Consider the following 14,319-nt stretch of genomic DNA (forward strand, 5'->3'; position numbering starts at 1 on the left):
GTGAGCAGCGACGAGACCAATAGCATTGGTAGCTCCTGGCGTCAGGTCATTCGCAAGATCGAGGACGATGATCGAGTCAAAGCGCGCTACCGTGCCTTCGTGTCGTTGGCCAAGCCTCAGGGGCTGATCGGTACGACCCTGCTCGTGGCAGTCCCCAACGACCTGACCCGTGACATTTTGCAGACCCAGCTACGTGAACCGCTGGATGAAGCGTTGCGCGAAGTATTCCAGGATGACATTCGCTGTGCTGTGAGTGTCGATCTGTCGCTCTCTGACGAAATGGATGAAGAAGTTCCGGAGGCCAGCGCACCAGCACCGGCGGCCCCTGCGGTGACCGAAACTCCTGGCCCGCGGCCGCAGCCGGCTCCGCAGCCTACTCCCCCATCGAATTCCCAAGAATTCGGACGACTGAATCCAAAGTACATTTTCGATACGTTCGTGATTGGCTCGTCGAACCGTTTTGCTCACGCTGCCGCCGTCGCTGTCGCTGAAGCACCTGCCAAGGCCTACAATCCACTATTCATCTACGGTGATTCCGGACTGGGCAAGACTCACTTGCTCCATGCCATCGGCCACTACGCGCGACACCTCTACAAAGGCATCCGCGTTCGCTACGTTAACTCTGAAGAATTCACCAACGACTTCATCAATTCCATCCGTGATGACGAGGGCGCCAGCTTCAAGCAGACCTATCGCAATGTCGATATCCTGCTCATTGACGATATCCAGTTCTTGGCGAACAAGGACGCGACCCAGGAAGAGTTCTTCCATACCTTCAATGCGTTGCACAACCACAACAAGCAGGTTGTGATCACTTCGGATCTGCCCCCGAAGCAGCTGCAAGGCTTCGAAGACCGTATGCGTTCGCGCTTCGAGTGGGGTCTGCTCACCGATATCCAACCGCCAGAGCTCGAAACGCGTATCGCCATTCTGCGCAAGAAGGCCGATGCGGAAAATCTCTCGGCTCCAGGCGACGTCATGGAGTACATCGCTTCACGCATCTCCACCAACATCCGTGAACTCGAAGGCGCTTTGATCCGGGTCACCGCGTTCGCTTCCCTGAACAACCAGCCGGTTGATCTGGCCCTGGCCGAAACCGTGCTCAAGGACTTGATCAGCGAGGACGGCGCCCAGGAGATCACTCCGTCGACCATCATCAAGCAGACTGCCGAGTACTTCGGGCTGTCCATCGATGAGCTGAACAGCAAGTCGCGAACCCGGACCCTGGTCACGGCTCGCCAAATCGCCATGTACCTGCTGCGTGAGCTTACCGACATGTCGCTGCCGAAGATCGGTGCCGAGCTCGGTGGACGCGACCACACCACCGTGATTCACGCAGATCGCAAGATCCGTGAGCTCATGGCGGAACGTCGAGCGATTTTTAACCAAGTCACCGAGCTAACCAACCGCATCAAGCAGAGCCAGCGGGAACACTAAATAACAAGAAGCCACAGGTGTGGATAAATCTGTGGACGATCTGGTGACTACCTGCGGATAACGATACTGCCCGTGTGGACGTTAATAATCGTGGAACTGAGTTTCAACAAGTCCTTGGAACTCGGTGTCAGCTTCAACCACAGATTGTTCACATGCACAATTGCCATCAGGTCTGGAGATTTAGGGCTTATCCACAGTATCAACAAGGGTTATTAACACTCCTCCTTTAAACACTTATTCATCCAAATAACGAGTCCACTCCTGACCCTCGAGCCAAACCTGTTCAAATCCTTTTCTTCCGCAGCTCTCTTCACCAGATGAGATTGAGGACTGACTTTGCATCTTCAGGACGTGGCAAGATTAAGATGGAGAGAACGTGCAACTACCTGCTCTATGCTTAAGAACTTGGCGAGGGAACAACCTTCTTGGCCTGACTTAAGACTCAAGGGTGTCCGAAAGGCGGAATTTTCGTGAAGTTCAGCGTTGAAAAGGATGTATTGGCAGAAGCCGTATCCTGGACCGCCCGGTCCCTGGCACAACGCCCACCCTCACCAGTACTTGCTGGCATTTTGATCACTACCCATGAAGGCCTGGTTCGCCTCGAGGGGTTTGATTATGAGATTTCCTCGCACATTGAGATTCCTGCAGATATCTCTGAGCAAGGTTCGATCTTGGTCTCCGGCAAGCTCTTGGCTGAGATCACTCGTTCATTGCCTAATTCCACGGTGACCTTGGAAACCGATGGTTCAAAGATTTCGTTGACCTGTGGTCGCTCGCGATTCCACCTGGCCACCATGCCAGTTGATGAATACCCGACGCTGCCAGAGCTTCCAGCCATTGCCGGCACCCTCGACGGCCAGGCCTTCGCTGCTGCGGTATCACAGGTCATCGTCGCGGCGTCCAAGGATGACACCCTTCCGGTGCTCACCGGCATCAAGGTTGAGATTGAAAACGATCTGATCACCTTCTTGGCTACCGACCGCTACCGTTTGGCGCTGCGTGAACTGAACTGGACTCCGAACTCTTCGGAGATCTCGACTTCGTTCCTGATCAAGGCAAAGACCCTGAGCGAAGTCGCGAAGACCCTTTCCGGTGCGGGCGAATTGAAACTGGCTATCAGTGAGAAGGGTGACATGGTTGGCTTCGAAAGCTCCAACCGACGCACTACCTCATTGCTGATCAATGGCGAATATCCAAAGATCCGCTCGCTATTCCCAAGCGACACACCGATCCATGCAACGGTGCGCACCAGCGAGCTGATGGAAGCCGTCCGCCGCGTATCGGTTGTTGCTGAACGCAATACCCCAGTACGCATGGCTTTCACTGACGGACAGCTGACCTTGGACGCAGGCACCGGCGAAGACGCCCAGGCTGAGGAAGCCATCGTTGCTTCCCTGCGTGGCGAAGATATCGTAGTTGCCTTCAACCCGACCTTCTTGTCCGAAGGCTTGAACTCCTTCACTACTGACTTCGTGCGCTTCTCCTTCACCAGCGCGCCGAAGCCGGCAATGCTCACCGGGCAGAAGCAGCTGGACGAAGCCGACCAGGATCAGTACCGCTACCTCGTGATGCCCGTACGCTTGCCAAACTCGAACTAAACCAATTGCGTGGTGGATGGATTCTTCATCCACCACCTCGTTTCTGTCAGGACCCCGGTGTATATATCGCAGCTTTCCCTCACGAGCTTCCGCTCGTATGCGCAGGCCGACGTGCACCTGGCTCCTGGCATCAACGTGCTTATTGGACCCAACGGCGTGGGCAAAACCAACATCGTTGAATCCATTGGCTACCTGGCGAATTTGGCGTCCCATCGAGTCAGCAATGATGCCCCGCTGCTGAATTTCGGCGCTGAAAGAGCGCTCATCCGCGGCACTTTGCATCGAGGCAGCCAAAAAACCACGCTGGAAGTCGAAATCACCAGCGGCAAGCTCAACCGAGCTCGCATCAACCGGGCCAATCCTGTGCGCGCTCGAGAGATTCTCGGCATGGTGCGCACCGTGCTCTTCGCTCCCGAGGACCTGGCGCTGGTCAAGGGCGATCCTTCGCACCGGCGGAAGTTCCTGGACGAGCTGCTTGTCGCCTTGCGTCCGATCGAAGCAGGGACAAAGAACGACTACGAACGAATCGTGAAACAGCGCAATGCGCTGCTCAAGTCGATCCGTGGAAAATCCAACCTCACTTCCTCGCAGGAGAACACGCTTAAGGCCTGGGACCTGCAGCTGGCCACCTGCGGCGCCCGGCTCATTCGTGGCCGCCTCGATGTTCTTATGCTGATCAGGCCATATATGCAGGCGGCCTATGCTGATCTTGCCGACGGCGCCAAAGACGCCAAGGCGATCTACCGCTCGTCGTTGGAAAGTGAAGCCGACGAAAACACCGTTGAGGCCATCTCGCTCGAGGACCTGAGCCAAGGCGAAATCCAGGATCTGCTGCTGAGCGCCATTGAGGCCAACCGCAATCGGGAACTGGACCGCGGCATTTCCCTGTTTGGCCCGCACCGCGACGATTTGACCTTGATTTTGGGTCCCACGCCGGCCAAGGGCTACGCCTCCCACGGCGAAACCTGGTCTTTTGCCCTGGCACTTCGCCTTGCGGCCTATCGGGTCTTTGGCGACGATGATCCTCGCCCGGGTTCGGGACCGATCTTGATCCTTGACGATGTTTTCGCCGAACTGGACGCGACTCGTCGCGACCGGCTGGCCCATATTGTTGCCGGTGCCGAGCAGGTCCTGGTGACCGCGGCTGTTGTGGAAGATGTCCCCGAAGCGCTGAAGGGACATTTCTTCCAGGTATCCCCTGGCCAGGTCGTCGATGCGTGAACCTGAAGAACGCGACGAACATCGTTTTGATCCGGAGCTCGATGCCGCTAAGGCCCTGCTGAACCGGATGCGCAAGCTCGCTGAAGAACGCGGCGAGCGGCGCGTTGATGCGGCACGCATGGAAAAAGTCCGCAAACGCCAAGCAGCCCGGCGCGGCTTCATGGACAAGGGCGGGTCACCTGAGCCCGGTGCGATCCGGGACCCTCGAGCCATTGGCGAAGTGGTTGCCCGCCTGTCCAAGGCACGCGGCTGGAATACCCAAGTGGCCGTGGGATCGGTGCTGGGTCGTTGGAACGATATGGTCGGCGAGGATATCGCCGCGCACTGCAAACCTGAATCCTTTGAGGACACCGTGGTGATCGTGCGCTGCGATTCCACCTCATGGGCAACACAGTTGCGCTTACTCAGCCATCAATTATTGAAGAAATTTGATGCCGAACTAGGCCCGGGAATCGTGACCGTGATCAGGGTGCTCGGTCCTAATGCCCCTTCATGGCGCCATGGCATGCGTTCGGTGGCGGGGCGGGGTCCCCGGGACACCTATGGATAAGAATTGCTGATACGGCATATGGCGCGCTAACGGACCCGGAGGATGGATCCCCCCTCACTTGAGCTCCGCAACTGCCTCAGATGGTCAATTACTAGCTTTATGTGGCTGATTTAGGCCACAGAAGCACCGATTATTTTGCTCAACGCGGTAGAATTAGAGGTAGTGAAATGACTTTAGCGCGGGCTAAGCCCTGCGATGGGGTCCCTCCAGACCAAGATCGCCAAAAATGCCCCACTGGGCGCCAACGGTGATCGCGCGCCAAATTCGAGGAGTTCGTAGCACCCGTGCCTACTGAAAATGCTTCACCGCAGGATCCGGCAGAAAGCCAAATTCCCGCGGAATCGATGACTTCCAAAGTCGAACATACCTATGGCGCCCAGGATATTACCGTCCTCGAAGGACTCGAAGCGGTACGCAAACGTCCGGGCATGTACATCGGTTCCACTGGCCCTCGAGGCCTTCACCACTTGGTTTACGAAGTTGTCGACAACTCCGTCGATGAGGCATTGGCGGGATACTGCGACACCATCAATGTCACCCTGCAGGCCGATGGCGGCGTGCGCTGTGAAGACAATGGCCGAGGCATCCCGGTGGATGTCCACCCGACCGAGGGCAAGCCTACCGTCGAGGTGGTCATGACCATCCTGCATGCCGGCGGCAAGTTCGGCGGCGGCGGTTACGCCGTGTCCGGTGGCCTGCACGGCGTGGGCATTTCCGTGGTCAACGCGCTTTCCCGCAAGGTCGATACCATCGTGCGCCGCCAAGGCCACGCATGGCGCATCAGCTTCGGCAACGGCGGTGTCACCACCAGCCCGCTGACCCAGGGCGAGGAAACCGAGAAGACCGGCACCAGCCAGACCTTCTATCCGGATCCGGAAATCTTCGAGACCACCGAATTCGACTTCGAAACCCTGCGTGCCCGCTTCCAGCAGATGGCGTTCCTGAACAAGGGACTGCGCATCACGCTGACCGACGAGCGTACCCCGGTGAACGCCGAACCGGAAGCGGAAGTCGAAGAAGAGATCGAAAACCAGGTAGTCAAGCCGCGCACCGTGGACTACCTGTACAAGGATGGCCTGCTGGACTATGTCAAGCACCTGAATGCCGCCAAGAAGATCGAACTGGTCCACGACGAGGTCATCGCGTTCGAATCCGAGGACTCCGCTCGCGGCATCAGCGTGGAAATCGCGATGCAGTGGACCAGCGCGTATGCCGAATCCGTGCACACCTACGCGAACACCATCAACACCCATGAGGGCGGCACCCACGAAGAAGGCTTCCGTGCCGCGCTGACCGGCCTGCTCAACCGCTACGCCCGGGATAACAAGATCCTGCGCGAAAAGGACGACAACCTCACCGGCGAAGATGCCCGCGAGGGCTTGACCGCGGTGATTTCGGTGAAGCTCTCCGAACCGCAGTTCGAAGGCCAGACCAAGACCAAGCTGGGCAACTCGATCGCCCGCGGCTTCGTCCAGGGCGTGGTGAACGAGGAGCTCAGCGACTGGTTCGAACGCAACCCGAACGTGGCTCGCGACATCATCCGCAAGGCCCAGCTCGCTTCCCAGGCCCGCCTGGCAGCCCGCAAGGCCCGCGATAATGCCCGCCGCAAGTCGCCGATGGAATCCTTCGGCATGCCCGGCAAGCTCTCGGACTGCTCCTCGAAGAACCCTTCCGAGTGCGAAGTCTTCATCGTGGAGGGCGACTCCGCAGGCGGTTCGGCCAAGCGCGGACGCGACCCGCACACCCAGGCCATCCTGCCGCTGCGCGGCAAGATCCTGAACGTGGAGCGTGCCCGCCTGGATCGCGCGCTGGGAAATGCCGAAGTCCAGGCGATGATCACCGCCTTCGGCACCGGAATCGGCGAAGAGTTCGACATGTCCAAGCTGCGCTATCACAAGATCGTGCTGATGGCCGATGCCGACGTCGACGGCCAGCACATCACCACCCTGCTGCTGACCTTGATCTTCCGCTTCATGCGCCCGCTGATCGAACACGGCTACGTTTTCCTGGCAGCTCCTCCGCTGTACCGCATCAAGTGGTCCAACGCGCCACACGACTACGTGTTCTCGGACAAGGAACGCGACGATGCGCTGCTCGCCGGCCAGACCTCCAACAAGCGTCTGCCCAAGGACAACGGCATCCAGCGCTACAAGGGCCTGGGCGAGATGGACTACTCGGAGCTGTGGGACACCACCATGGACCCTGAATTCCGCACGCTGCGCCAGGTCACCATGGATGACGCCGCGGCCGCAGACGAAGTTTTCTCCGTGCTGATGGGCGAGGACGTCGAGTCCCGCCGCAACTTCATCCAGCAGAACGCCAAGGACGTGCGCTTCCTGGATATCTGATCAGCCGTGCCGATCGAATATCCACCGAAGACTTTTTGACTTATAAGGGAAAAAATTGAGCGACGAGCAAACCCCTGAGAACGAACCCATGGACGGCGAGGTCCTCGAGCCGGTCCATGACGGCGGGCGCATCGACCAGATCGACCTGCAGACCGAAATGCAGCGGTCCTACTTGGACTACGCCATGGCCGTGATCGTCGGCCGCGCGCTGCCCGATGTGCGCGATGGCCTCAAGCCGGTGCACCGCCGCGTGCTCTACGCGATGTATGACGGCGGCTACCGCCCCGAGCGCGCCTACAACAAGTGCGCCCGCGTGGTCGGTGAAGTCATGGGCCAGTACCACCCGCACGGCGACACCGCGATCTACGATGCGCTGGTCCGCCTGATCCAGGACTGGGTCATGCGCTACCCGCTGGCCCTGGGCCAGGGCAACTTCGGCTCGCCGGGCAACGATGGCGCCGCCGCCCAGCGTTACACTGAAACCAAGATGGCCCCGCTGGCCATGGAAATGGTCCGCGACATCAACGAGAACACCGTTGATTTCCAGGACAACTACGACGGCAAGAACCAGGAGCCAACGGTTCTGCCGGCGCGTTTCCCGAACCTTCTGGTCAATGGCTCCTCCGGCATCGCAGTGGGCATGGCCACGAATATTCCGCCGCACAACCTGCGCGAAGTCGCCGAGGGCGTGCAGTGGTATCTGAAGAACCCTGAGGCAAGCCGCGAAGAGCTGCTCGCCGAGCTGATGCTGCGCGTGAAGGGCCCGGACTTCCCCTCCGGTGCGATGATCCTTGGCACCAAGGGCATCGCCGATGCCTACCGCACCGGCCGTGGTTCGATCACCATGCGTGCAGTGGTCAACGTCGAGGAAATCCAGGGCCGCACCTGCCTGGTGGTCACCGAGCTGCCATATATGGCCAACCCGGATAACCTCGCAGTGAAGATCGCCGAGCTGGTGCGCGACGGCAAGATCGCCGGCATCGCCGACATGCGCGACGAGACCTCCGGCCGCACCGGCCAGCGCCTGGTCATCGTGCTCAAGCGCGACGCCGTGGCCAAGGTCGTGCTGAACAACCTGTACAAGCACACCGAGCTGCAGAGCAACTTCTCGGCCAATATGCTTGCGATCGTCGACGGGGTGCCACGTACCCTGCCGCTGGACGGGTTCATCCGCCACTGGGTTACCCACCAGATCGAAGTGATCGTGCGCCGCACCCAGTTCCGCTTGAAGAAGGCCGAAGAGGAGGCCCACATCCTGCGCGGCCTGCTCAAGGCCCTGGATGCCCTGGACGAGGTCATCGCGCTGATCCGCCGTTCGGCCACCACCGAGGCGGCCCGTGACGGGTTGATGGAACTGCTGAGCATCGACGAGGACCAGGCCCGCGCCATCCTGGACATGCAGCTGCGCCGCCTGGCCGCCCTCGAGCGCCAGAAGATCCAGGACCGCCACGCCGAGCTCGAGCGCATGATCGCCGAATTCCAGACCATCATCGCCTCCCCTGATCGCCAGCGCGAGATCGTCTCCGAGGAACTGCAGGAAATCGTCGACAAGCACGGCGATGACCGCCGCACCAAGGTCCTCATGGGCTACGACGGCGACATGAGCGTCGAAGACCTGATCCCTGAAGAGGAAATGGTCGTCACCATCACCCGCGGCGGCTACGTCAAGCGCACCCGCATCGACAACTACCGCTCGCAGGCCCGCGGCGGCAAGGGCATCAAGGGTGCCAACCTGCGCGGTGACGACGTGGTGGAGCACTTCTTCGTCACGTCGACCCACAACTGGCTGCTGTTCTTCACCAACCACGGCCGCGTCTACCGCACCAAGTGCTACGAGCTGGCCGAGGCCGGCCGCGACGCCAAGGGGCAGCACGTGGCCAACGTGATGGCTTTCCAGCCGGACGAGCACATCGCCCAGGTATTGGATCTGCGCACTTACCAGGACGCGCAGTACCTGATGCTGGCGACCCGCAACGGCCTGGTGAAGAAGACCCGGCTGGAGGACTACGACACCAACCGCACCGCTGGCGTGATCGCCATCAACCTGCGTGATGATGACGAACTCGTCTCCGCGCAGCTGGTGAGCGAATCCGATGATGTGATGCTCGTCTCGCGCAAGGGCCAGTCGGTCCGCTTTACCGCTACCGACACCGCATTGCGTCCGATGGGCCGCGCGACCTCCGGTGTGACCGGCATGAAGTTCCGCGAGGGCGACGAGCTGCTGGCCGCGGATGTGGTCCGCGAGGGCGCCTTCGTCTTCACGGTGACCAACGAGGGCTACGCGAAGCGTACCGACGTGGCTGAATACCGCGTTCAATCCCGTGGTGGCTTGGGCATTAAGGTTGCCAAGCTGAACGAGGAACGTGGTGAATTGGTCGGCGCGATGATCGTCGACGAGACCGATGAGGTGCTCGTGGTGATGGGCTCGGGCAAGGTCGTCCGCTCGGCCGCCGCCCAGGTCCCAGCCAAGGGCCGCGACACCATGGGTGTCATCTTCGCCAAGCCGGATAAGAAGGACCACATTATTGCGGTGGCCAAGAACTCCGAGACGCAGCTCGAGGAGAACTTGGAGGAAGATGCCGTAACGTTGGACGCAGAAAACACGATCGATCAGTCATCCACCGCGCCGGAAACCGAATCGGACGCCCAGGAAGATGACACCACTAACGGAGGTAACGCATGAGCACGCCCTCGACGCCACGCCCCAGCGGCAGTGCCCCGAAGAGCGAAGCGCCGCGACCTACCCAGGTAAAGCGTCCGGCATCAACTGGCACCGGTAGCCGCCCAGCCGCCGCAGGTGCCAAGCAGGCCGCCGGCCAGGCTCGTCCTGCAGGTTCCCGCCCGGCCGGCCAGCGGCCAACCGGCGCCCAGCGTCCGGCTAATGGCCAGGAGCGCCTGGTCCGCCCGGCTCCCAAGGCCAAGGTGCGCAAGGCCCGCTTGCTGGTTTCCAAGGTTGAGCCATTCTCTGTCTTGAAGCTGGCCTTCCTGCTGTCGGTAGCCTTCGGTGTGATCACCGTGGTCGCGGCCGTTGGCATCTGGGCCCTGCTGGACCTGATGGGTACGTTCGACGCATTCAACCAGCTGATCCAGGACGCGGTGGCTGAAGGCGGCTTCGACCTTCGCCAGAGCATGTCCCTTGGCCAGGTGGCTTCCTACGCGACGATCATCGCCGTGGTGAACGTCGTGGTCATTTCCGTCATCTCGATGCTGGGTGCGGTGCTGTACAACATTGCTGCTTCGCTGGTTGGCGGCGTCGGAGTGACCCTCACCGACGACTAGAAACACCCCTAGTCGAGCCCGGGTTTCATGCTGTGATGCATGACACCCGGGCTCGATTTGTATCTTCTGGAAATCCCCGGTAGAGTTTTATTTCGTTCCAAAGGGAACAAACAAAAGCAAGGGCGTATAGCTCAGGCGGTTAGAGCGCTTCGCTGATAACGAAGAGGTCCCAAGTTCAAGTCTTGGTACGCCCACGGAAACCTTGCTGGAGAGAAAGAGGAAGTAATGAAAAAATTCCTGGTTCTCGCAACGATTGCGACTGCTGCGGTAGTCTTGGTCAAGAAAGCGAAGGCTTCTTCGGAAACAAAGGAAACCTGGCATCAGGTAGCCGATAAAGTTTCCTAAAGCTTTTGGGGCCTTAGCTCAGTTGGTAGAGCGTCTGCTTTGCAAGCAGAATGTCAGGAGTTCGATTCTCCTAGGCTCCACAAAAGAGAGTGGCGGAAAGCATCAGCTTTCCGCTAATTCTTTTTGATTGATCCGCAATGGATCGGTCGGTGTGGAACACCAGATAAACAAATACGGGGCCTTAGCTCAGTTGGTAGAGCGTCTGCTTTGCAAGCAGAATGTCAGGAGTTCGATTCTCCTAGGCTCCACAGTCAAAGGACGGAAAGCTTATGCTTTCCGTCCTTTTCGATCCCCAGGCTCTGGCGCTGCTAGCGGCTGCTCCAAGCCATCCGCACATCCTGGTAGTGAGCCAAGAGCTGTTCGCCAATGCTGAACCATGAACGATCCTGCACGCTGCGCAAGGCAGCGCTGGCAAAGGCCACGCGCTTCGCGTCGTCGTAGGCCAGGTCGCTGACCCGGCTGCGCAGTTCATTGAGGTTTCCCGGCTGGTACAGCCACCCCGTGCGCGAAGAATCAACCAGATCTAGCGGCCCTCCGCGGCCCACGGCAACCACAGGCACGCCGCAAGCCATGGCTTCTTGAATGGTCTGGCAGAACGTCTCCGAGGCTCCCGGATGGACAAATACATCCATCGAGGCCATGACCTCGGCCAGGCGCTCTCCCGAAAGGAATCCGGTGAAGTGGGCGGTAGGCAGCAAAGCCCGTAGTTCGCTCTCTAACGGACCAGAACCCACGATGACAAGCCTGGTGTTCTTCAGATCCGCCAAGGCCTTCAGGTCGGCGACCTGCTTCTCTGCGGCCAGGCGCCCTACATAGCCGATGACCACCTCGCCATTCGGGGCCACCGCCGACCTGAACTGCTCGCTGCGGCGGCTCGGGGTGAACTGCGCGGTATCTACTCCCCTGCCCGAGATCTTCAATCGGTCAATGCCCAGATCCTGCAGCTGGCGGTACGAGAAAGTGCTAGGGACCAGCGAAAGGTCAGCTGCCGTATGGATTGCCCGGACATGATCCCAGAGACGCTGAGTCAGCCACGGCATCTTATAGCGCTCGGCATAGCTTGGCACTTCGGTCTGGTAGAGCGCTACGGTAGGGAGGTTCAATTCCTGGGCGGCGCGCAGTCCCTGCCAGCCCAGGATGAATGGGCTGGCCATATGGACGACATCTACGCGTTCGCGGGCCAGGATCTTGCGCAAGCGCCCGACACTGGTGGTGGCCACCCGGACTTCCGGATAACTCGCCAGGGGCATTGATGGCACCGTATGGATCGCGAAGCCCTTGTACTGACGGGGAACGCCGTGCCCCGTCAGTTCACCAGCTAAGGAACCTGCTGGCGTGATGACCACCGCGTCGTGCCCGGTAAGCGCCAAGTGGTCCAGCGTCTTGAGAATAGAGTTGGTAACCCCATTGAAGTGGGGAAGGAACGATTCAGCAACGATAGCAACCTTCACCCTTTCAGCATGGGGATCAACAGTGACATCAAAGTAAATATGACTGGGTCAGTTCATTAACTTCTGTCTTCCCATTTTCGGTAAGCAGCCATTGGTGGCAAGATACCGTAGGTGTTGAACGATAATTCCAGCGAGGTCCGCGGCGCAGCTGACACCGCAAAAATTGAAAAAGACTCGCGCATTGCCGTACTGCTCTTCCCCGCGCTGATCCTGCTCGGCGGGTTGTGCGGCATGCTGCTCCCCCAGACCTTCCTCGGCTTCGCAGGATGGATCAATCCCCTGCTGATGGTAATCATGTTCTGCATGGGGCTGACCCTGACCTTGCCGGACTTCGCACTGGTTGTGAAGAACCCGTTGCCGGTCCTTGGCGGCGTGGTTGCCCAGTTCGTGGTGATGCCGATAATGGGCTGGCTTGTTGCCAAGCTCCTTCATCTGGACCCAGCGCTTGCCGCCGGCCTGATTCTGGTCGGCTGCGCACCGGGTGGTACCGCATCCAACGTCGTGTCGTACCTGGCTCGAGGCAACGTCGCTCTCTCGGTGGCGATGACCTCGGTTTCAACATTGATCGCTCCGGCGCTCACTCCGCTCCTGGCCCTGTGGCTGGCCGGCCAGTACATGCCGGTAGATGCCGGGTCCATGGCGGTCAGCGTCGTGCAGATCGTGCTGATTCCGGTCATCCTGGGTCTCGTGCTCCGCATGCTGCTCAACCGGCTGGTCCTGAAGGTGACCGGGGTGCTCCCGTGGATCTCGGTCATCGCCATTACCTTCGTCGTGACCATCATCGTTGCCGGCAGCGCCCAGGCGATCCTGACTGCCGGATTGCTTGTGCTGGCCGCAGTGATCCTGCACAACGGCCTTGGCCTGCTGCTGGGTTATGGAGTCGGTGTCTTGATGCGCGTGCCCGAGGATGCACGGCGCACGATGGCTATCGAAGTCGGCATGCAGAATTCCGGTTTGGCTGGCGGACTGGCCAAGCAATACTTCACTCCGGAGGCGGCTTTGCCCGCTGCTGTATTCTCGGTCTGGCATAACTTGTCCGGAGCGCTGGTTGCTGCCTACTGGCGCCGCAAGAAGCCTCAGAAGACCGGAATCTAGCAGATGCAACGATATATTCCTTATATGGAATATTATGATCCTTGGAGGAATGCAGCACCCTGGGCCTACGTGATGAGGCCACTGGGAAAACAGGGTGCCAACCACCGGTAATCTAAGTCAGTGACGTTACTACTTGCCCTGGTCGGGATCATCGGCATCTCGGCTTCCGGGCCGATTATCGCCGCGTTCCCCGGCGTTCCTGTTTTATCAATGGCGTTCTGGCGCAATGGAGCCGCCGCGGCCGTGCTCAGTGTGCCCGCCCTGAGGAAGAACCCCCGCGTCTATCTTTCGATGACCCGGCGCGAATGGTTCTTCACCGGCATTGCCGGACTGGCCTTGGCTTTGCACTTCGTGTGCTTCATGTACTCGATGCGTCTGACCAGCGTGGCAGCTGGAACCGCCTTGGTCTGTATCCAAGGGGTATGGATCGCCGTCTTCCAGGTGATCCGTGGCGTGCAATACCGGACTCCGGTATTCATTGGCATGGCTGTATCGCTCGGCGGGGCGATCCTGATTACCGGGTTCGATATGGGGCTGAGTTCACAGGCGCTGCTCGGAGACCTCTTGGCGCTGGCTGGCGGCTTGCTGGCCGCGGTGTACACGCTGGCAGGTTCGATGGCGCGGCGGACGATGGCGACGGCGACCTACACCTCGAGCTGCTATGCGATTACGGCCCTGGCGCTATTGGTTCTTTGCCTGGCCACGGGCATGCCCATTTGGGGGTTTGACGCCCAAGGCTGGTGGGCCATCATCCTGCTGACGTTGTGCGCGCAGATCTTCGGGCATACAGCGATGAATCACTTGCTCAATGTGCTGGGGCCTTTGACGGTTTCCACGCTGATCCTCTTGGAGATCCCGGGCGCAGCCCTTCTGGCGGCATTGTTCCTGGGGCAGGTGGTTTCATTGGCTACCTACGCCGGACTGCTGGTGATACTCGTTGGGCTTGCCCTCGTGATCCGAGGACAAGCCCAACCGAAAACTCGGGAGTAACTAGA

11 protein-coding genes and 3 tRNA genes are annotated in these 14,319 nt (G+C 59.7%); 13 read left to right on the top strand and 1 reads right to left on the bottom strand.

Annotated features, from left to right (window positions below; all coding sequences use genetic code 11):
* The first annotated feature begins 24 nt into the window (after positions 1-24).
* From dnaA to OF385_RS00050, 11 genes are all read left to right on the top strand, one after another.
* A complete protein-coding gene (gene dnaA, locus OF385_RS00005; RefSeq protein WP_413468167.1) occupies positions 25-1,437 on the top strand; it encodes a chromosomal replication initiator protein DnaA in 1,413 nt (470 codons plus the stop codon).
* 470 nt (positions 1,438-1,907) lie between these two features.
* A complete protein-coding gene (gene dnaN / locus OF385_RS00010; protein WP_264276401.1) occupies positions 1,908-3,035 on the top strand; it encodes a DNA polymerase III subunit beta in 1,128 nt (375 codons plus the stop codon).
* Positions 3,036-3,092: 57 nt separating this feature from the next.
* Positions 3,093-4,256 carry a DNA replication/repair protein RecF gene (recF, locus tag OF385_RS00015; RefSeq protein ID WP_264276402.1) on the top strand — a complete coding sequence of 388 codons (1,164 nt, stop codon included), beginning with the start codon at positions 3,093-3,095 and terminating at the stop codon, positions 4,254-4,256.
* Positions 4,249-4,806 (top strand): DUF721 domain-containing protein, encoded by a 558-nt coding sequence (locus OF385_RS00020; RefSeq protein ID WP_264276403.1) that lies wholly within the window; start codon positions 4,249-4,251, stop codon positions 4,804-4,806. Before recF ends, OF385_RS00020 begins: the two co-directional genes overlap by 8 nt.
* Before the next feature lie 344 nt (positions 4,807-5,150).
* A complete protein-coding gene (gene gyrB / locus OF385_RS00025; protein ID WP_264277959.1) occupies positions 5,151-7,154 on the top strand; it encodes a DNA topoisomerase (ATP-hydrolyzing) subunit B in 2,004 nt (667 codons plus the stop codon).
* Between the two features lie 55 nt (positions 7,155-7,209).
* A complete protein-coding gene (gene gyrA / locus OF385_RS00030) occupies positions 7,210-9,837 on the top strand; it encodes a DNA gyrase subunit A (protein ID WP_413468042.1) in 2,628 nt (875 codons plus the stop codon).
* Positions 9,834-10,433, top strand: coding sequence for a DUF3566 domain-containing protein (locus OF385_RS00035; protein ID WP_264276404.1), 600 nt, complete (start codon positions 9,834-9,836; stop codon positions 10,431-10,433). Before gyrA ends, OF385_RS00035 begins: the two co-directional genes overlap by 4 nt.
* Before the next feature lie 120 nt (positions 10,434-10,553).
* Positions 10,554-10,627, top strand: a tRNA-Ile gene (locus OF385_RS00040).
* 31 nt (positions 10,628-10,658) lie between these two features.
* A complete protein-coding gene (locus tag OF385_RS16660; protein WP_022874488.1) occupies positions 10,659-10,778 on the top strand; it encodes a DLW-39 family protein in 120 nt (39 codons plus the stop codon).
* A gap of 7 nt (positions 10,779-10,785) precedes the next feature.
* Positions 10,786-10,858: transfer RNA gene (locus OF385_RS00045), tRNA-Ala, on the top strand.
* Between the two features lie 95 nt (positions 10,859-10,953).
* Positions 10,954-11,026 (top strand) — tRNA-Ala (locus OF385_RS00050).
* A 60-nt stretch (positions 11,027-11,086) separates the two neighbouring features.
* On the opposite strand, the gene OF385_RS00055 is transcribed toward OF385_RS00050, so the two are convergent.
* The gene (locus OF385_RS00055) at positions 11,087-12,229 is read right to left on the bottom strand and encodes a glycosyltransferase family 4 protein (RefSeq protein ID WP_264276405.1); all 1,143 of its coding nucleotides are present in this window, start codon (positions 12,227-12,229) and stop codon (positions 11,087-11,089) included.
* 114 nt (positions 12,230-12,343) lie between these two features.
* Here OF385_RS00055 and OF385_RS00060 point away from each other — a divergent pair, with 114 nt between their 5' ends.
* Both OF385_RS00060 and OF385_RS00065 read left to right on the top strand, forming a co-directional pair.
* Positions 12,344-13,324, top strand: coding sequence for a bile acid:sodium symporter family protein (locus OF385_RS00060; RefSeq protein ID WP_264277961.1), 981 nt, complete (start codon positions 12,344-12,346; stop codon positions 13,322-13,324).
* A 120-nt stretch (positions 13,325-13,444) separates the two neighbouring features.
* Complete coding sequence (locus OF385_RS00065; RefSeq protein WP_264276406.1) at positions 13,445-14,314, top strand: DMT family transporter; 870 nt, start codon at positions 13,445-13,447, stop codon at positions 14,312-14,314.
* Positions 14,315-14,319 lie beyond the last annotated feature (5 nt).

Origin of the sequence: Glutamicibacter sp. JL.03c (genome assembly GCF_025854375.1) — a bacterium.
GTDB lineage: Bacteria > Actinomycetota > Actinomycetes > Actinomycetales > Micrococcaceae > Glutamicibacter.